The organism is Nocardia sp. NPDC003979 (assembly GCF_053605015.1).
Map to the genome: position 1 here is coordinate 689877 of NZ_JBSGIJ010000002.1, position 19083 is coordinate 708959.

Here is a 19083-nt window from a genome sequence, read left to right on the forward strand (position 1 = left end):
TGGCGGCCCTGTGACTGTGACAACCTCGTCTTGCGAAACTCAGGAATGCGGTGGATGGGGGGCGTTCTGGATGAGCTCGCTCGCCCAGTTCACCGTCCACTGGGTGGCGGTGGTGCCCTGCCCGTCGACGGTATTGCTGGCGTAGAGCGCGTGCACCGGGTTGCCCGCCGACCGGATCAGCGCAGCGAGACTGCCCAGCGCGTTCACCGGATTGAGCGCTTCGCGCGGCGCGTCGCAGATCATGTCGCCGGGGGCGCAGATGGAGAACACCTTCGGTGCCAGCTCGCCGAAACCACCCTCACGCGGGCCGGTCATCGTGATTCCCGGCACGTTCACCCCCCGCAACGCGACTTCGGCACCCTCGCCCGCAGGCGGCGGGTCGCCGATCTCGGTCGGCTGGCCGGGGCCGGTGTTCGCGGTACGGCGGCCGTCGGCGATCACGGTGACGCCGAGGACCCGGTCGGCGGGGATCGGGCCGTTGCCCGCGCCGATCTGGGCGGCCACGTCACCGGCGATCACCGCGCCCTGGGAGAACCCGGCGATCACGTAGGTGGTGAGCGGGCACTGCTGGTGACGCTGGGCCAGGATGTCGGTGGCCCGCGCGGTGCCTTCGGTGCGGCTGTTGTTGTAGGAGGCCTGACCGTCGGGCGGGATGGCGATGGGGTTGGAGAACTGTGCCACGTAGGGCACGGTGTACACCTCGAGCCGGTTGTCCGGGAACTGGGCGCGCAGCGGATTGGTGATGCTGAGCATCAGCGAGATCGGATTGGCCGTCGGGTTGTACGGGTCGTCGTTGCTCGCCGACTCCCAGGTACCGGGAATCGACAGCAACATCACATCGGGACAGTCCGCCGACTGCGACGTCGGTGGCGGGGGCCCGGGCGGTGTCGGCCCCGGCTCACGCAACCGGCCCGCGAGCAGGTACCACAGCAGCACGATGACGATGATCGCCAGGACGAGCAGCGCGAGTACCGTCAGACACCCCGCAGGCCAGAACCTGCGGGTACGTCGCGTCGGTCGGGGATTCATCAGCAGTAGGTGGAGTTCGCGGCCGCGATGTAGATCTCGGCGGCCTTGTTGACGTCCATCTTGGCCGGGTCGAACGCGGCGTCGGTGCCGGCCATCGCGGCGACGAAGGTGGCGATGTCGGCGTCACTCGCGCCGGTGCTCTTCGCCGAGCAGATGTAGGTGGCCGCGGTGATCGCGCTGGTCTGGTCGGCCGGATGGATGCCGTTCTTGCCGAGCTCGTCGAGGAACGCCTTGTCCTTACCGGTGGCCGGGGTCTCCTCGACCGTCGGCGCGACCTGTGGCTGCTCGGGCGCCGAGGTCTCGGACTCCGGCGCCGCCGAGGTGGTGTCCTCGGCCGCCGAGGTGGCGGGAGCCTGCGTGGTCGCCGACGCGGCGGCGCTCGCGCTCGACGAAAGGGTCGGCGTCTGCGAGGCGGTCGAGTCGTTGTCGCCGCAGGCGGACAGCAGGGCGACGGCCGCGAGGGCCGCGACCGATCCGGCTACCTTGCCAGGGATCCGATGCATGAAGATGTCTTTCCTCGATCGTTAGTCAGGGGAGCGGTCGCTGCCAAGGCTAGCCGGACACACGGGTGGTCCGGGCGCCCCGGCACGAACCTCAGCGAGTTCTCAGCCCGAGCTCACACACCGTGCACTTCGGATCTGCCGTCGCGCACCACGATGAACCCGGTCTGAAAGTTCTGCTGCACACCACCCGGAACGGTGAACTCGTCGCTCACCGGATACCCCAGCCGGCCGTTCTCGAAGCCCTGTGCGGCCCAGGCGTCGGCCAGCGGGCCCGGTCGCACCACGAAGGCACCCGAGAGCGGGCTCCAGTAGATGGTGCCGCCCTCGAACCGGGTGGCCCGGCCGAAGTCCTTCAGCGGCAGCTCACCCGACACCGGGAACCCCAGCGGGCTGTTCTCGAATCCGAGCTGGGCGTACTTGTCGAGGATGAAACCCTCCACGCGGTGCGCGCCGGTGGCGGCGCTGTGGAACATGGTGCCGTGCTCGAAGGCCTGCACCGCGCCTTCGCGGCTTGGTGTGCGTGCCTCGGCGGCCAGCGGGTAGCCCGCGGGCCCACCCTCGAAGCCCTGCCTGCCCCATTCCTCGAGGAAGGCGCCGCGTACCACCTGCGCGCCGGTCTGCGGCGTCCAGTAGATCGAGCCGCCCTCGAAGGTCTGCATGCGGCCGCGCCCGTCGGGCAGGCCGTGCTCGTCGCCGGTCGGCAGGCCCAACGGCGAAGCGGCGCCGCCGATTCCGGCATACGTGCCGCCGATCCGGCCGCCGACGGCGTGGGTACCGGTCGCGGCCGAATGGAACACCCGGCCGTTCATGAAGTCCTGCACCACGCCGGCGCCCGCCGCGTACTCCCCCGTGACGCACCCGCCGAGCCAATTCGCCACCTGCACAACCGAACCGATCGCCCCACCCGCCGCGCACTGCGCCCCACCGGGCTCCGTGCCCAGCGCAGCCGCGGCTTGCGGCCACGACTGACGCATCTCGAAATCCCAGTACGGCCACGAATGCGTTCCCGCCGGACGGTAATTCGCCTGCACCGGGATCGCGAGCTTCTCCAGCTTGGTCACGAAATTCTGCGTCGACAAACGCGAGAGGATCTCCAGCCCGGTGCCCGCCCAGTTCTCGCTCAGCAGCGGAATCTCGCCCGCCTGATCGTGGCTGCCCGCCAATCCGCTGCCGCTCGAGACGTACATGCTCACGCCTTTGAGCTTCTCCGCGAGCAGATAGGGGTCGTGGGCGGCCCACTCCGGGCTGCCGGGCGGACCCCACATCGCCGACGATTCGAACCCGCCCGCGTCGCGGACCGCGAATTCGATCGCCTGCGGCATACCGAGCGTCGTCGTGGTGAGCAGGCCCGAGTACGAGGCCACGTACTTCATCAGGCCGGGGTTGCGGCCCGCCAGGTTCATCGCGGCCGTGCCGCCCATCGAAAGCCCCTGGACGCCACGCACATCCGTCGTGCGCCAATCACGTTCGAGCACCGGCGGGAGTTCCTTGGTGAGGAAGGTCTCCCACTTGTACACATGACCGTTGTTGGGCTCGAGCCAATCGGAGTAGAAGCTGGACTGACCGCCCACCGGCAGCACCACGTTCACGTTCTTGTCGGCGTAGAAGCCTTCGGCGTCGGCGTCTTTGGTCCAGCCGTTCTCGTCGTCCTGGGCGCGCAGGCCGTCGAGCATCAGCATCATCGGGAACGCGGCGTCGGGCCGGGCGTGCCAGTCGCGGGCCAGCAGCATCTGCACCTGGATGGGGGTGTTCATGGCGGGCGAGAACACTGTCAGGGCCACCCGTCGGTCCGTCAGCCACTCCACCCGTTGCACCGACGCCACCGCGGCCTGTGCGGGCGCGGGAACGGCGAGCGCGGGACCGAGCAGGGCGGCGGTCATGGCCGCGATTCCGAGGATCCGCCGAATCGGCGCCCGGAGACGATGTTTCTGCAACACGCGCGACCTCCTATCCCCACCCTGGGACACAGCCTCCGTCACGTTGTACCGCAGTACCGGCCGATAACCGGGGAAGACACGCGAAGCGCCCGCACAGCAAAAAGACCGGCCCACCCTGCGGGTGAGCCGGTCTTCTCAGCGTTGCTGTGCGGAAACTACTCAGGCACCGAGCGCGCCGAGGATCTGCGGGCGAGCCTTCCACAGCTGGTCTTCCCAGTACTTCCACGAGTGGGTACCGGTGGCCGGGAAGTCGAAGGTGGCCGGGATGCCGAGGCTGGCCAGACGACGCTGGAACGCCAGGGTGCTCACGAACGAGATGGCCTCGATGCCCATCGCGTTTGCGGTGTTGTACACCCCGCCCAGACCGGCCGGACGGTCGTGCTGACCGGGCAGGCCGTTGGCCGAGGAGATGAACATCGGCAGACCACGCAGCTCCGGCGCGAACACCATCGGGTCCATCCGCAGCCACGCCGGGCTCCACGGAGCGGCCATGGAGTCGACGTTGAAGCGGCCGGCGTCGAGCATCATCACGCGGATGGCCTCACGCATGCCGGGGGCACCCCAGTTCAGCGGGCCCGACAGCGAGGAAGCGTGCTTGAACTGGTCGCGATGCAGGGCGGCCAGCCGCAGCGCGGCCGGACCCGACATCGACAGGCCGAGCACCGCATTGTTGTGGCGGGAAACGCCGTAGCCCTCGAGGAAGGCGGGGAGCTCTTCGGTGAGGAAGGTTTCCCACTTGTAGGTGGTCTTCTGACCGTTGGTGTTGGACGCGGCGGTCCAGTCGGCGTACCAGCTGGACTGGCCACCGACCGGCATCACCAGGGTGACGTTGTCGTTGGCGAACTGCTGCATCGCGTTGGTCTCGAAGGACCAGGCGTTGCGGTCGTCGCGGGCGCGCAGACCGTCGAGCAGGTACAACGCGGCATTGCCACCATTGCGGGCCCACTGGACCTGGACCTTCACCGGACCCATCTTCGACGGGACCATCAGTTCTTCGTAGCCACCCGCGGGCGCACGCAGTGCGACACCCGGAACCGGCGCGGCGAACGCAGTCGGGGCCGCCGCACCCGCGGCGATCGGCAGCACGAGGGCTGCTGCGCCGACAGCTAGAATTCGATTACGCCAACCACGAGGTGCTGTGCCCCGGGACGCACCCGGCTGGTCACCCTTCGGCGCGACGGCCTTGCCGAAACGCATGTGAATTCCGCTCTCTTTCTGCTGTTATGGCATGCCAGACACGTCGGTGCCGACAACCGGATCCCGACACTCCGGTCGTCAGAAGAGATGAAACAACGATCTGGTCACACTTACGCTCGCTGGAGGATATTCGACTGGCGAATTACTTGCAAGGGCAGGAACATTCGGCCCGCAAACCGGGTGCTGCAGACACAGAACCGGCGCCGAAATGTTCGGCGCCGGTTCATGTTTTGTCAGCCGATATTGTTCGACAGGTCCGGGATCATGCGCAGGGCCTCGTCGTTCCAGGTGTTCCAGGCGTGGATGCCGAAGGGCGGGAACGAGTAGGTGACGTTGCGTGCGCCGAGGGTGGCCATGCGGACTTCGAAGGCGCGAGTGTTCGCCAGTGCCAGCGCTTCCAGCGCCATTCCGTTGACGGTATTGATGTTCGGTCCGTCGGAACTGGTCGGCAAGCCTGAACCCGCCGCTATCCAGAGGCGGGTGTTGTTGCGGACCAGGTTGGGGGCGAACACGAACGGGTCCATCCGCAGCCACTGTGGGCCCCACGGCGGGGCCATGGAGTCCACGTTGTAGCCGCCCGCGTCGATCATGCCGAGGCGGATGGCCTCACGCATACCGGGCGCGGAGATGTTCAGGTAACCCGAGTAGGCGCCCGCGAAGGAGAACTGGTCGGGGTGGTAGGCGGCGAGGGTGAGCGCCGCCGAACCGCCCATCGACAGGCCGAACACGCCGTTGCGGGTGCGGCTGAAGCCGAGCCGGTCGCCGAGCGCGTTGGGCAGTTCCCTGGTGAGGAAGGTTTCCCACTGGTACCGGTAGCTCTTGCCCGGTCCGCCCGCGAACGCGTCGATCCCGCCGGAACCGGTGGCGGGGCCGGTGCCCGGCACACCGAAGAAGCTGCTCGGGGAATTCCAGTCGGCGTAGAAACTCGACATTCCACCGACCGGCATCACCACATTGATATCGGCCCGCGCGAGCGCGTTGGGGATATCGGTCTCGATTTCCCAGCCGTTGAGATGCTCGGGGGCGCGCATACCGTCGAGGACATAGACCACTCGATTGGTGTTGCCGTTGGCCGCGCGCAGAATGCGCGTCTTCACCGGGCCCATGCCGGAATCGACCCAGAAGTCGAACGCGGCCGGGTTGAATCCCGCGGCGGCCGGCGCGGCGGTGCCGCCGACGGCCGTGGCGAGCGGGACGAGCAGAGCCATGGATACGCCCGCGGCCCATCGCCGCACCCACGATCCGCGGGTTGCGGTCTTCACGGGTCCACGCTCGCGGCGCAGTGTTCGCATTCGACTAGACCTTTCTCGGCAGACCGATAGCGCAAACCCCGAGCTACGCAGTCGGATTCCTCATCGGGCGCCGAAATGTGATCGAACCAGGGCAAAACGGACGATTCAACCTCGACGCATGCTCACTGAGTATCAAACGCTTCACGAACGCTTACATGTTGCTGGAAAGTGACCCGCAACACAACTCTCGGTGATCTGTCGCACATGATTCGTCACCGTCTTTGCCTCGGATCGTGACGCGAAAGCACAAAACCGCCCGGGTGCGAATGCACCCGGGCGGTTTCGCGTGAAACCAGTCGACTCAGCCGATGTTGGCCGAAAGGTCGGGGATCATGCGGTTGACTTCCGCTTCCCAGTTGCGCCAGTTGTGCACGCCGGTGATCGGGAAGTCGAAGGTGGCGTTGCCGCCGCCGAGGGTGGCCATGCGGACCTGGAAGGCCCGGCTGTTGACCATCGCGAGCAGTTCCAGCGGAACACCCTGCACGATTTCCATCGGGTTGGACACATCGCCTGCACCGGGGATACCGCTGGCCGCCGAGACCCAGACGCGGGTGCCGTTGGCCACCAGGCGCGGCGCGAAGACGAACGGGTCCATCCGCAGCCACTGCGGGCCCCACGGCGGCGCCATCGCGTCGATGTTGAAGGCGCCCGCGGAGATCATGGCGGTGCGCATCGCCTCACGCATACCCGGCGCGGAGATGTTCAGGTAGCCGGAGAACGAACCGGCGTAGCTGAACTGGTCGGGGTGGTACGCGGCCAGGGTCAGGGCGGCCGAGCCACCCATCGACAGGCCGAAGACGCCGTTGTTGTTCGGGTTGAAACCGAGCCTGCTCGACAGCGCGTTGCGCAGGTGGGTGGTCAGGAAGGTTTCCCACTTGTAGGTGTTCTTCTTGCCCGCCACCTGGGCCGGAGCGATCGACGAGCCGGTCATCGAGGAACCGGTGGCCGCCGAACCGGTGGAGCTACCGCCCGAACCGGCGTCGAGTCCGAAGAAGTTGCTCGGCGCGTTCCAGTCGGCGTAGAAGCTGGACTGGCCGCCGACGGGCATCACGACGTTGATGTTGGCCGCGGTCAGCGCGCGGGCGACATTGGTGTCGATTTCCCAGCCGTTGAGGTCGTCGCGGGCACGCATACCGTCGAGCGCGTAGACCACGCGGCCGGTGTTGCCGTCCGCGGCGCGGAAGATCCGCGACTTGATCGGGCCCATTTCGGAGTCGACCCAGAAATCGAAACCACTGGGATCGAATGCCGCCGTCGCGGTGCCGGTGGGACCTGCCACCGACACCCCGAGCGGCAGCACGATCGCCAACGAAACCAGCACCGACCGCTTGAGCCAGCCGGCTCCCCTGGTTCTCAGACGTCCGCCACGCATTCTGTGTTGGGCCTTTCCTCGTGCGGTTCGCGCGGAACCGCGGTTGCAATGACCGCCGACTGACATCCGGCACACCAGTGCGCCGACGGAAGTTCCTCGTTGACCCTATCGCTACATCGATAGCCTGGCGTTACCAAAAAGTAATTATGTGATCGATTCAGCGCTGTGGCTCGGGGTAGGGATTGACCAACCCACACCGCTGGATCTCGTACTTCGGGACGCGGTCGATGCGGTACTTCGCGAAGGTCATCGCATTGCGGAGGTTGTGCTTGAACCGATCGAAGGTGAGCGGGTCGCGCACCGAGATCATCAGGGCCTGCGTTTCGGGGCACGACATGGCGGTGCGTGCCTGGGTCACCCACTTCTCGTCCATGAACCACGGCATCCACGGATGGATGTCGACCATGCCCGAATCGACGACCACCCAGTCGGGGTACAGGCTCTTGTCGTGGCCGATGCGGCCGTCGACCAGCCGGTCCGAATGCGCGGCCAGCGGGTAGGCCAGGCCCATCGGGTCGATCACACGCACGCTCAGCGGCACGTTCATGCTGGTCATGCCGAGATTGAGGAAGTAAACGGTGTGCCCGGCGCCGCCCTCGGGGATGGGCTGCGGCGGCGGGTCGAGGTACCAGAAGGTGAACGACGGCGAATTCAGCAGCAGACCGCCGTTGGGGTTGTTGGCGATGTCGTTCACCATCGCCCGCATGCGCGGGTAGTCGAGATAGTCCTCGGCGCGGATCGGATGATCGTGACCGGTGTTGAGCACGTAGTACACGCGCTCGTCGACGATGCCCGAGGCGCTGATCTTGGTTCCCGTGGTGATGGCGGTGGTGCTCGCCGCGTACAACGACCAGCCCGCCGTGCCGAGCAGCGCGACGAGCAGCACCGCGAACGACCAGTCCCTCGCCGCGAACGCGCGCACCGGGATGGGGACGACGGCCACCGGGAGCAGCAGCAGGAACAGCTGGGTGAGCAGCATCCGGCCGTGCATGAAGTCACCGCCGACGCGCACCGCGTACACGGTGAGCAGCACGCCGCTGAGCAGCACCATCACCACGACCGCGCTCGGCGAACGGAACCACGAGCGAATCGCGGCGATCGACCAGGTGGGCTTCACCCGGAACCCGTGCGCCATGGCGGCGAGCACGCCCGCGACCAGCAGCACCAGCAGCGGGATCCACAGGTAGTAGGGCCCGACCAGATCGGCCAGGTACTTCAGGCCCTGCCCCCACTTGGCACCGCCCGCGTCCTTGGCGACGGCGGTGTTCGGGTAGGGCAGGCCGTAGTAGCCCATCCGCCAGATCTGGTAGGCGACCGGGACCAGCCCGGCGACGAGAACGATCAGCGCGCGCAGCACCACGGGCCCGAACCGGAACTGCGGCATCGGCGCGAGGAAGATCATGCCGAGCGCGAGCACCCCGATCAGGGTGGCCTCGGGCCGGACGAGTGGTGCGAGACCGGCCAGGAACACCAGCCCGAGCAGGCCGGGCACCCGCACGACCGCGGCCTGGCTCCACCGGATCATCAGCCACCACAGCAACCCGACCCAGCAGATCACCAGGCCGCTCTCCAGTCCGGAGGTGGCGTAGTCGCGGGCGGGCGGCAACGCGATGTAGACGAGCACACCCGCCGGGATCAGCAGCTGACCGGTGCTTCCGCCCCACAGCCGCGCGGTGCCGAGCATGGCGAACACCATCGCGAGCACCGAGACGACGAGGGCGACACCGAGCACCACGTATTCGAGCCTGGCCTGGGTGACCCAGCTGAAGAACCAGACGATGTAGGTCCAGGCGGTGCTGGTATTGGTTTCGACCCGCTCGTCCATGTTGAAGACCGGGCCGTTGCCCGCGAGCAGGTTACGCACTGTGCGAAGGACGATGAGCCCGTCGTCGGCGATCCAGCGCCGCTGCCAGGCACCGATCGCGAACAGCGCGGCGGTGAGCACGACCCCACCGACGAATGTGGCCCGGGACGCGGCTGCGAAACGCGCGGCCGGGCGCGCCTGTTCGGCGCTGCCCAGCCGTTCGTCTTCAGATGATTCCCGCTCCGCTACCACGATCTCGTCAGGTGAGATAGACAGCGACACCTACCGCTCCGATCCAGGCAATAGCGAGGAACTGCAGGATGCGGTCCCCCAGCGCGATCTCTTCGGGTTCACCGGCCTCGCCACCATCGACGTCGACCGCGTAACGCAGGACTGCGATGGTAAACGGCACCATCGAGATCGCGTACCACTGGGTGTCACGGGCCTCACCCTGCTGGAACGCCCACAGTCCGTAGAACACCACGAGCGCGGTGGCCGCGAGCGTCCAGACGAAGCGCAGGTAGGTGGGGGTGTAGTACTGCAGCGACTTGCGGATCTTGGCGCCCGTGTCGAGCGCGATCTGCAGTTCGGCGTAGCGCTTGCCCGCCGCCATGAACAGCGAACCGAACGCCATGATCAGCAGGAACCATTGCGACAGTTCGATATCCGCTGCCGCGCCACCGGCGATGGCGCGCAGCAGGAAGCCCGAGGAGACGATGCAGATGTCGAGCACGGCCTGGTGCTTGAGCCCCAGGCAGTACGCCAGCTGGATGCCGATGTACACGGCCATCACCACGGCGAGGTGCCACGACGCGAGGAACGAACCGGCGATCGAACCGACCAGCAGCACGGCGGCCAGCGCGTAAGCCAGGTTGACAGGAACGACGCCCGCCGCGATCGGCCGGAACCGCTTCGTCGGGTGGGCGCGGTCGGCCTCGACGTCGAGCGAGTCGTTGACCAGGTAGATGCCCGAGGCGGCCATGCAGAACACGACGAACGCGATCGCGACGTGCGCGAGGATCCCCAGGTCGCTGACGGCTTCGGGGCCCGCGGCGAGCGGCGCGGCGAGCACGAGCACGTTCTTGACCCACTGACGTGGGCGAACGGCCTTGACGAGCCCGCCGGCCAGGGTCTTCGGCGGGCCCTTCACAGCAGCCTCGTCCAGGACGGCGGCGGACGGTTCTTCGCTCATCTCAGCCAGAGTTCTTTCGGTAGCGGTCACGGGCGGCGTCTCTTTTCGGCGGCGAGCACGGCGGCGGCCGACGCGGCCCCCAGTGCGGAACCGGCGAGCACATCGGAAGGGTAATGCACCCCGAGCACGACCCGGGACAACAGCATCGGTGGCACGAGCACCGCAGGCAAGGGTAGCCCGGTGAGCCTGCCGAGCAACACCGCCGCCGCCGTCGTGGAGGTGGCGTGCGAGGACGGGAAGCTCAGCTTGCTCGGCGTCGACACGTTGACCTGCACCGACGGATCGTTCGGGCGCGGACGGCGGACGATGCGCTTGATGACGATCGACGCCGCGTGCGCGCCGACCGCGCCGACGGCCACGCCCGCCCACTGACGGCGGCGCGGCTTGTCGACCAGCCAGCCCGCCGCCGCGATGCCGACCCAGCCCAGCGCGTGCTCACCGAAGTGCGACATCGCCCGCGCGGCCGAGACCACGGTCGGGTTGGTGCCGATGGTGCCCTGCACGGCGTTGAGGATCGCGACCTCGACGGGCACCTCCACGTACTCGCCACTGCACGCGCAGTCGCCGCCGCAGCCCTCGTCGAGCAGTTCCAGTTCCGGGTTGATCGCGTTCACTTGCTCGTTCCGTTCAGGCCGAAGGTCTTCTCCCACGCCGCCGTGCTTGTCAGCTCGGCGTGCGCGGCCCGGTAACGCTGCTGCATCTCCGGGAAGCGGGCGGTGAGCTCCTTGCGCAGGCGCAGAGCTTCCTTGAGCAACTCCGCCGCCTTGCGGGGGTCGCGCTTGCGGTACACCACGCCACGGCCGTCGGCGGTCGTCACGGTCACACCGTCGACCTGCGAGAGCAGGAACCAGCGCGCGTCCAGCGTCGGCACGTTGAGCTGCGGTGTCTCGTGGGCGGCCGGGTCGGCCTTGCGGAAGTTGTGCACCACGCCCTTGGCCAGGCGCGCCACCTTCGCGATGGGGTTACCCGGTTCACCGACGGCGCCGACACCGTGGCGGCTGGCCAGCGGCAGTTCGGTCGACGACGGAACCACGACGGCGTCCGGGTACTCCTTGCGCATCGCGTGGATCTTGCCCAGCGCGCTCGGCAGCAGGTCGAACAGACCTTCCGGCCCGGCGAGGAAGTCGCGGATCGCCTCGTTCTGGATGGCGACCGTGGAGTACTCGAGGCACAGCAGGTGTTTGAGGGTGGCCTTGACCGTGTTCACGATCATCGGCTTGCCGTCGCCCGGCAGGTGTAGCGAGGCGACGACCAGGCGGTTGCGCAGGTGGAAGTAGGCCTGCCAGTCGATGGCGTCGTCCTTGTCGGACCAGGCCATGTGCCAGACGGCGGCACCGGGGAGGGTGACCGTCGAGTACCCCGCGTCACGCGCGCGCAGACCGTATTCGACGTCGTCCCACTTGAGGAACAGCGGCAGCGGCTGACCGATCTGTTCGGCGACCTTGCGCGGGATCACGCAGGTCCACCAGCCGTTGAAGTCGACGTCGATGCGCCGGTGCAGGAGCTTGGAGTTGTCGCGGTCCTTGAGCGGGTACTTGGAGAAGTCGTGGTCGTATTCGACATTCGGCGCCGAGGACCACATGAAGATTCCGCGATCGACGACCTCACCCATGCTGTGCAGGTGCGAGCGTTCCTGCAGGTTCAGCATCTGCCCGCCGACCAGCAGCGGCGACTTGGCGAACCGGGAGAACGCGAGGGCGCGCAGGATCGAGTCGGGTTCGATCTCGATGTCGTCGTCCATGTAGACGATGAACTCGGCGTCGGTCTTCAGCGCCTCGTACATGACACGGCTGTAGCCGCCGGACCCGCCGAGGTTGGGCTGGTCGTGGATGCTGAGCCGGTCGCCCAGCGTCGCGGCGGCCTCGGTGAATCCGGGCTCGTCGACGACCTTGCGGTTGCCCTGGTCGGCCACGATCACCGCGGCGACATTGCCGAGCACCAGCGGGTCCGAGCCGAGGGCAGCCAGGGTCTTCACCAGGTCGGTCGGCCGGTTGAAGGTTGGCATGCCGACGGCGATGCTGCCGGTGCCCGGCGCCTCCTGCGGTGCGTACCAGCCGCCCGCGAGCAGGGTGACCGCCGTGTCGGTGGTGATGTCGAACCAGATCCAGCCGCCGTCCTCGAACGGGCCCAGATCGGTCTCGAACTCCACCGACACCGAGTCGGCGCCCTGCGGAACAGCGAACTCCTTGCCCTGCACGTGGATTCGCGAACCGTCCGCCTTGGAGCGGTACACGTCGACGCGACCGTGCCCGGCCAGCTCCAGCCGCAGCACCACCGACTTCAGCACGCTCCACCGACGCCAGTAGCTGGCGGGCAGCGCGTTGAAGTAGGTGCAGAACGACACCTCCGACTCCGCGCCGATCGACAGCGCGGTGCGACTGGTGGCGTGCGCACGGCGGGCGTTGGTGGTGGATTCCTCCAGGTAGAGGGTCCGCACGTCCAACGGCTCGCCCGGGCGCGGCAGGATGACGCGTTGCAGCAGCGACTTGGCGCGGGTCTCGGTAGTCAAGTCTTCGAGCATCGGTTGCGCGCTCATGCCTCGTCCACCAGGGGCGCACCCGACTCGAGATGCGGGCGGAGCACGTTCTCGAACATGCTCAGCGCCGAACCGATCGCCATGTGCATGTCCAGGTACTGGTAGGTGCCGAGGCGACCACCGAAAAGCACCTTCTTCTCGGCGGTTTCGCGCTTGGCGCGCTCGCGGTAGGCGAGCAGCTTGGCGCGGTCCTCCGGGGTGTTGATCGGGTAGTACGGTTCGTCGCCGGTCTGGGCGAAGCGCGAGAACTCGCGCATGATGACCGTCTTGTCGGTCGGGTAGTCGCGCTCCGGATGGAAGTGGCGCGGCTCGATGATGCGGGTGAACGGGACGTCGGCGTCGTTGTAGTTCATGACGCTGGTGCCCTGGTAGTCACCCTGCTCGAGCACCTCGGTCTCGAAATCGATGGTGCGCCAGCCCAGTTCGCCTTCGGCGTAGTCGAAGTACAGGTCAAGCGGGCCGGTGTAGACGACCGGGGCGTCGGGGTTGGCGGCGGTGATCTCGTCACGAACGTCGAACCAGTCAGTGTTCAGGCGCACGTCGATGAGCTCGGAGGCGGCCATGTTCTCCAGCCACTTCGTGTACCCCTCCTTGGGCAAGCCCTCGTAGGTGTCGTTGAAGTAGCGGTTGTCGAAGGTGTAGCGCACCGGCAGGCGGGTGATGTTGCCCGCGGGCAGTTCCTTCGGGTCGGTCTGCCACTGCTTGGCGGTGTAGTCGCGCACGAAGGCCTCGTAGAGCGGGCGCCCGATCAGCGAGATCGCCTTCTCCTCGAGGTTCTGGGCGTCGGCGGTCTTCACCTCGGCGGCCTGCTCGGCGATCAGCTTCTTGGCCTCTTCGGGGGTGAAGTAGCGGCCGAAGAACTGCGAGATCAGACCCAGCCCCATCGGGAACTGGTAGGCCTGGCCCTTGTGCATGGCGAACACGCGGTGCTGGTAGCCGGTGAACTCGGTGAACTGGGTGACGTAGTCCCACACCTTCTTGTTCGAGGTGTGGAACAGGTGCGCGCCGTACTTGTGAATCTCGATTCCGGTTTCCGGATCGGGCTCGGAGTAGGCGTTGCCACCCAGGTGGTAGCGGCGGTCGATCACCAGCACCCGCTTACCCAGCACGTTCGCGGCCCGCTCGGCCACGGTCAGGCCGAAGAAGCCGGACCCGACCACGATCAGGTCGTACTGGTTTGCCTGGCTGGCGGAATCTGCGTTGACGGAGTTACCCGGGGACGATGCGGCGGTCACGGGTGCCCAGCGTATCGGAAGACGGCCGATTGTCCCGGCGGAGTCCTTGACCGACTCCTGACCTGCGCTTTTATCAGCCGCTACCCGGACAGGACCGAACCGATGGCGATGCGTACGGCACCGTCGGGTGTGAGTCGCTGTTCCGGGGCGGGACGCGGGCGTCAGTAGTGGGGATACGGGGACGGTCGCCCGGCGCGGATCCAGCGGCCCGTCGAGGGGGCTGCGGTCAGGATGAGGATGATCAGGGGAAAGAACGAGACTACGAGGGCGCCCGCGATCGCCCCGCCGGTCTCCGATGAGGAGGTTTGACTCAGTGCCATGAGGACCGAGACCCAGGTGCCTGCCAGGGCGAGGACGGACAGCAGGATGAGGAGCACTCGGCCTGCGGTCTTGCGGCGGAACAACAGGATCGAGCCGAGGAACCACAGCAGGCTGGGGACGGCGCCGATGGCGAGGCCGATGGTCACCTCGGATCGACCGGCTTCGTCGGTGGCGCTGGTCGGCTCGGTGCCGAAGATGACGGCCGCGGCGATTCCGAGCCCGCCGAGGGCGATCAGCGACAGCAGCAGTGAGATGACCGCAGCGGTGATCGCCGTTCCCCCGCCGGGGCGCGGCTGACCGTAGCCCGGCGGGTACGCGCCGTAAGCCGGTGCGCCATAGCCGTATTCGGCATATGGCTGAGCACCGTAGGGCTGAGCGTAGGGGTCGGGGGCGTAGCCCGGTTGTGCGTAACCCTGTGCCGCGTACGGGTCGTAGCCCTGTGGGCCGTGCGGATACCCCATCGTTTCCCCCTCCGGACGAGCTGTGTGCCCTGGTGCTGACCAGCTGAAACTATACGGCCGGTCCGACAAGATCTTTCGGGCGTGCGCGTGTGTAGGCCGCCGTCCACGGTAGGACGGCCATGAGCAGCACGATCGCGCCGAGGCCGGTCGCGGTGGCAGCGGCCGTCCAGTTGTGGTTGACGATCGCCGTCACCGCGCCCGGCACCCCACCGAGACCGACGAAGATCGAACGCAGGACCGATTGGTCGGCGAACCAGTGGATGCCGTACCCCGAGTCGTAGCCGATGAGCGTGGCGAGCAGGGCGAGCAGCCCGAGGCCGAGTTGTGCTGCGGCGGCGACGATCAGCACCCAGCGGCCGGTGTCCTCGCGGCGGGCGAGCAGCAGCGCGCCGTAGCCGAAGGCGAACGCGGCGGCGAGCGCGCCGAGGGTGCTGAAGAGGACGAGCGAATCGTCGAGCAGCTCCGGGTCGCTGAAGAAGGTGCGCAGGACGTACGCCGCGCCGAGCAGATTCGCGACGGCGGCGAGCGCGCCGAGGGTCACGGCGACGACGGCCGTCACGTCACCGAGAGTCGTTGTCTTCTCCTGCTCGAGCATGGTCCGACCGTATCCCGTCCGCCGCTATCGCGTCGCGGTCCAGCGGCGCGTCGGCTCGATCACGCTGAACGCCAGGATCACCACATTGAGCCCGAGCCAGCAGTCCAGCGGCCCGAACCGCCAGCCGTGACTCGCCCCGTTCAGCACCACGACCAGCCCCGTCGCCCCCGCCATCACCGCCGCCATCGTGAGCAGCACTCGCCTGCCGAGCATCCGGCGCCGCAACAACAGCACCGCGCCGAGCAGATACACCACGCCGAGCCCACCGACGATCCCCGCGCCCACATAGTCGAGATCGATCTGACGCCCGAGCGTCCGCAGAACCGCGGTCGCCACCCCGACGACGATCCCCGCCACGCCGACCAGCACCCCCAGCCAGCCCGCGATCAGCGCGGTCACCGCGCGCGAAGGCCCCTCCGGCCGCACCTGCTCCACACTGTCCCCGCTACTTGTCGTCGTTCGGAGTCAGTTATACGGCGGAACCGCCGGGCGTGGGCCGTTCGGTGGGGCGAGCTGGGGATTCGATTGCGTCGCGACCCATCGGTTGGACGAGGGGAGCACCGTGAGCAACAGAATGAGCGCGGAAACCATCGACATCCCGACGAACATGACTTTCGACGAGACGGACGAATGCGTGGCCAGTGGGCCGAGACAGGCGAAGATCCCCAATCCACTACCGATGGTCACCATGGTGAGCCCCGCCGGCCGCCGCGCGAGCAGCAACACCCCACCCAGGCCGAGCAGCACGGCGAAGACGGAACCGGTGAACAGCTCGATCTGGTTTTCGAGCTGCATCCGGTCCCAGTCGACATCGACCCTCGGGTCGCGCATGCTTTCCACCACTTTCAGCCCGGCGTAGCCGCCTTGCGCGAGCGCCAGCCCGGCAAGACCGCCGAAGATCGAGATGATCCCCGCGCTCATGACCGCACCGGGCGGCGACCAGTCCAGGCTCCGACGCCGTGGCGGCGGCGGAAATCCCTGCGGCCCTGGCTGATTGTGCATTTCTCCCCCGAAAATCCGTGACAGTGCCCGCGGCAAGCACCGATCGGGAGCCTACCGGCAGGCTTCACCCGCGCAACGCGATCGACCGCGCCCGGACGGTGATCGTCCGGGCGCGGTCGCTGTCTTACACCCCGTCGCGCCCCGGCCACCCCTACGCCGGATGCGCGGCGGCGTACGCGCGGAACGCATCCCGGATGTACTCGGCGGTGTTCTCGCCGTGCACGTCGTAGTTCTTGCGGAAGCGCGGATCGGCGACGTACATCTCGCCGAGACCGACGAGGTACTCGTTGGTCACCGGCCGACCCTGCGTACCGTCACCGAGCCAGGCACGATGCCGTTCGACGATGGCCTGCACGGTGTCGCCGTCCACCGGAAGTCTTGCGGCGTGCGCCTTTCCGAAGTCGGCGGCGATGTCGAGCTGGGTCTGCAGGAACTGCTGCTTGCCCTCTTCACTCAGCGAACGCCACCAGCGGTCGCCGCTCTCGTAGGCCTCCTTGCCCCAGCGCTGGGTGACTTCTTCCTTGTACTGTGTGTGGTCGAAACCGTCGAAAACCTCTGCGGCCATGAGCGGTTCACCTCTTTCCGTCTTGTGCAACGTGGTCGACACCGACTCGATCTGCCGCGCGATCCGATCCTGTTGCTGCCGAAGCAGTTCCAGGTGGGTGCGTAGCGCGTCGGTGGTGTTCTGTTCACCGGCGAGAACCTCGGCGATCACCGGAAGGCCGAGCCCGAGTTCGCGCAGCAGCAGAATGCGCTGCAGGCGGACCAGGGAGTTCTGGTCGTAGTAGCGGTAGCCGTTGGCACCGATGCGGCTCGGCTCCAGCAGCCCGAGCTGCCCGTAGTGGCGCAGCGTGCGGCTGGTGGTGCCCGCGGCTTTCGCGAGGTCCTGAATGGACCATTCACCCGCCATGACCAGCTCCTTTCTCGTCGATGAGACCAGTCTGCAAGTTGACGCTACGTCAAGGTCAACCCCGATCTATCGTCCGGCGCCGACGGGTTCGGTCGGCTTGCCGGTGACGGTTACGGGGGCGGGCTTGGCCGGGATCTGGCCGAGGACCGTGCCCGCGAGGGCGATGACGAGGCCGAGGACCTGGAGCGGGGCCAGTGCCTGGCTCAGTGCGAGCCAGCCGATGACCGCCGCGGTGACGGGGCTGAGTAGGCCGAGGAAGGAGACCGAGGTGGCCGAGACGCGGGCGATGCCGCGGAACCACAGCCAGTAGGCCAGGGCGGTGCCGATGATGCCGAGGTAGAGGTAGCCGCCGACGGCTTCGGCGTCGAGGGCGGGTGGGGCGCCTTCCACGAACAGGGCGAGCGGGGTGATGAGCAGGCCCGCGGCGGTGAGCTGCCAGCCCGTGACGGTGAGCGGGCCGACGCCGGTCGGGTGGCCCCATTTCTTGGCGAGCACAGTGCCCGCGCCCAGCGAGGCAGCGGCGGCGAGGCCCGCGAGTACGCCGACGGTGTCGAGTTCGACAGTGCCGCGCAGGACGACGAGGCCGACCCCGAACACCCCGATCAGGCCGGCGAGAACCTTACGGCGAGTGGGTGTTTCGGCCAGCAGAACGGCGGCGAAGCCGAGGGCGAACATGGGTGCGATCGCGGCGAGCACGCCCGCCACGCCGCCGGGGAGCCGGTAGGCGGCGAGGAACAGCAGGGGGAAGAAGACGCCCATGTTGAGCGTGCCGAGCACGGCGGCGCGACCGATCCAGATGCCGCGCGGCAGGGTGCGGGTGATGGCGAGCAGGACGAGACCCACGGGAAGTGCCCGCATGAGGGCGGTGAACAGCGGCCGGTCGGGCGGGAGGAATTCGGTGGTGACGGCGTAGGTGGAGCCCCAGGCGATGGGGGTGAGTGCGGTGAGGGCGAGGGTGCGCGCGTCGCCGTGGGTTGCGGTCGTCATGTTCGCTCCTGATTGATAATCTCAACGTTGAAATATCTACTCCCGGCGATGCCTCATCGTCAAGTAGATGAATGTTGAGATATTTAACGGAGAGAGGAACTCGCATGTCCGATGCCGTGGACTCGATCGTCCAACACTGGAATCGCGAACGCCCGGACGTCGACGTGTCGCCGATGGCGGTGATCGGCCGCATCACCCGCCTCGGCCGCATCTTCGATCAGGAACTGCGCACGTTCTTCGCACAGCACGACCTGGAGCGCTGGGAATTCGACGTGCTCGCCACCCTGCGCCGCTCCGGTGGCACCAAGGGCCTCACCGCGGGCGCCCTCAACCGCGCCGCCATGGTCACCTCCGGCGCGATCACCAATCGCATCGACCGGCTCGCCGCGAAAGACCTGGTCCGCCGCGTCCCCTGCGCCGACGACCGCCGCTCGATCTTCGTCCAGCTCACCGACAAGGGCACCGAACTCGTCGACCGCCTCCTGCCCCTTCACGTAGCCAACGAGGAGCGCCTACTCGCCGGCCTCTCACCCGAAGACCGCGACAACCTCGTCGACCTGCTGCGCACACTGTCGATCGGCCTGGGCGACACGTCGATCAGCTGACGGGCCCCGAGCAGGGGAAATCCCACTTCGGCGCGACCTCGGGCGGTACCGGCTCGAAGACCACCACGGCCGCAGCCATCGCAACGCCCCGACCGGCGCTCGCCC

The 19083-nt window shown here is 67.6% G+C and carries 18 protein-coding genes; 1 reads left to right on the forward strand and 17 read right to left on the reverse strand.

Translation table 11 applies throughout. The features are described from left to right. Nucleotides 1-39: 39 nt before the first annotated feature. The 17 genes from ACWEVR_RS06805 to ACWEVR_RS06885 all read right to left on the reverse strand — a co-directional run bounded on the left by ACWEVR_RS06805 (nt 40) and on the right by ACWEVR_RS06885 (nt 18373). A complete protein-coding gene (locus ACWEVR_RS06805; protein ID WP_452466126.1) occupies nt 40-1029 on the reverse strand; it encodes a cutinase family protein in 990 nt (329 codons plus the stop codon). Continuing rightward, nucleotides 1029-1532 (reverse strand): DUF732 domain-containing protein, encoded by a 504-nt coding sequence (locus ACWEVR_RS06810; RefSeq protein ID WP_067494883.1) that lies wholly within the window; start codon nt 1530-1532, stop codon nt 1029-1031. The genes ACWEVR_RS06805 and ACWEVR_RS06810 overlap by 1 nt, the downstream gene beginning before the upstream one ends. 113 nt (nt 1533-1645) lie before the next feature. Then, entirely contained in the window at nt 1646-3412 is a 1767-nt protein-coding gene (locus tag ACWEVR_RS06815) for an alpha/beta hydrolase-fold protein (RefSeq protein ID WP_452466170.1), read from the reverse strand. Between the two features lie 216 nt (nt 3413-3628). Continuing rightward, on the reverse strand, nt 3629-4666 hold the full coding sequence (locus tag ACWEVR_RS06820; protein ID WP_452466127.1) for an alpha/beta hydrolase: 1038 nt from the start codon (nt 4664-4666) through the stop codon (nt 3629-3631). 233 nt (nt 4667-4899) lie between these two features. Then, the gene (locus ACWEVR_RS06825) at nt 4900-5958 is read right to left on the reverse strand and encodes an alpha/beta hydrolase (RefSeq protein ID WP_067640238.1); all 1059 of its coding nucleotides are present in this window, start codon (nt 5956-5958) and stop codon (nt 4900-4902) included. Between the two features lie 301 nt (nt 5959-6259). Beyond that, nucleotides 6260-7330, reverse strand: a complete 1071-nt coding sequence (locus tag ACWEVR_RS06830; protein WP_452466128.1) for an alpha/beta hydrolase — start codon at nt 7328-7330, stop codon at nt 6260-6262. Nucleotides 7331-7487: 157 nt separating this feature from the next. Then, on the reverse strand, nt 7488-9389 hold the full coding sequence (zomB, locus tag ACWEVR_RS06835) for a flagellar motor control protein ZomB (RefSeq protein WP_067640405.1): 1902 nt from the start codon (nt 9387-9389) through the stop codon (nt 7488-7490). A gap of 4 nt (nt 9390-9393) precedes the next feature. After that, the gene (locus tag ACWEVR_RS06840; protein ID WP_067494894.1) at nt 9394-10326 is read right to left on the reverse strand and encodes a decaprenyl-phosphate phosphoribosyltransferase; all 933 of its coding nucleotides are present in this window, start codon (nt 10324-10326) and stop codon (nt 9394-9396) included. Nucleotides 10327-10352: 26 nt separating this feature from the next. Further along, entirely contained in the window at nt 10353-10865 is a 513-nt protein-coding gene (locus ACWEVR_RS06845) for a phosphatase PAP2 family protein (protein WP_452466171.1), read from the reverse strand. Between the two features lie 71 nt (nt 10866-10936). After that, nucleotides 10937-12862, reverse strand: a complete 1926-nt coding sequence (locus ACWEVR_RS06850) for a glycosyltransferase (protein WP_452466129.1) — start codon at nt 12860-12862, stop codon at nt 10937-10939. Next, nucleotides 12859-14097: a UDP-galactopyranose mutase gene (gene glf / locus ACWEVR_RS06855; RefSeq protein ID WP_357150803.1), complete on the reverse strand. Its 1239-nt coding sequence runs from the start codon at nt 14095-14097 to the stop codon at nt 12859-12861. Before glf ends, ACWEVR_RS06850 begins: the two co-directional genes overlap by 4 nt. Nucleotides 14098-14258: 161 nt before the next feature. Next, complete coding sequence (locus tag ACWEVR_RS06860; protein WP_452466130.1) at nt 14259-14879, reverse strand: hypothetical protein; 621 nt, start codon at nt 14877-14879, stop codon at nt 14259-14261. Nucleotides 14880-14928: 49 nt separating this feature from the next. Further along, nucleotides 14929-15474, reverse strand: coding sequence for a hypothetical protein (locus tag ACWEVR_RS06865; RefSeq protein ID WP_452466131.1), 546 nt, complete (start codon nt 15472-15474; stop codon nt 14929-14931). Nucleotides 15475-15498: 24 nt separating this feature from the next. Next, a complete protein-coding gene (locus ACWEVR_RS06870) occupies nt 15499-15909 on the reverse strand; it encodes a hypothetical protein (RefSeq protein WP_067494910.1) in 411 nt (136 codons plus the stop codon). A 30-nt stretch (nt 15910-15939) separates the two neighbouring features. Next, on the reverse strand, nt 15940-16395 hold the full coding sequence (locus tag ACWEVR_RS06875; protein WP_452466132.1) for a hypothetical protein: 456 nt from the start codon (nt 16393-16395) through the stop codon (nt 15940-15942). Nucleotides 16396-16627: 232 nt separating this feature from the next. Beyond that, the gene (locus ACWEVR_RS06880; RefSeq protein WP_452466133.1) at nt 16628-17386 is read right to left on the reverse strand and encodes a MerR family transcriptional regulator; all 759 of its coding nucleotides are present in this window, start codon (nt 17384-17386) and stop codon (nt 16628-16630) included. Between the two features lie 66 nt (nt 17387-17452). After that, nucleotides 17453-18373: an EamA family transporter gene (locus ACWEVR_RS06885; RefSeq protein WP_452466134.1), complete on the reverse strand. Its 921-nt coding sequence runs from the start codon at nt 18371-18373 to the stop codon at nt 17453-17455. A gap of 104 nt (nt 18374-18477) precedes the next feature. Here ACWEVR_RS06885 and ACWEVR_RS06890 point away from each other — a divergent pair, with 104 nt between their 5' ends. Next, complete coding sequence (locus tag ACWEVR_RS06890; protein ID WP_452466135.1) at nt 18478-18978, forward strand: MarR family winged helix-turn-helix transcriptional regulator; 501 nt, start codon at nt 18478-18480, stop codon at nt 18976-18978. The last annotated feature ends 105 nt before the right edge of the window (nt 18979-19083 follow it).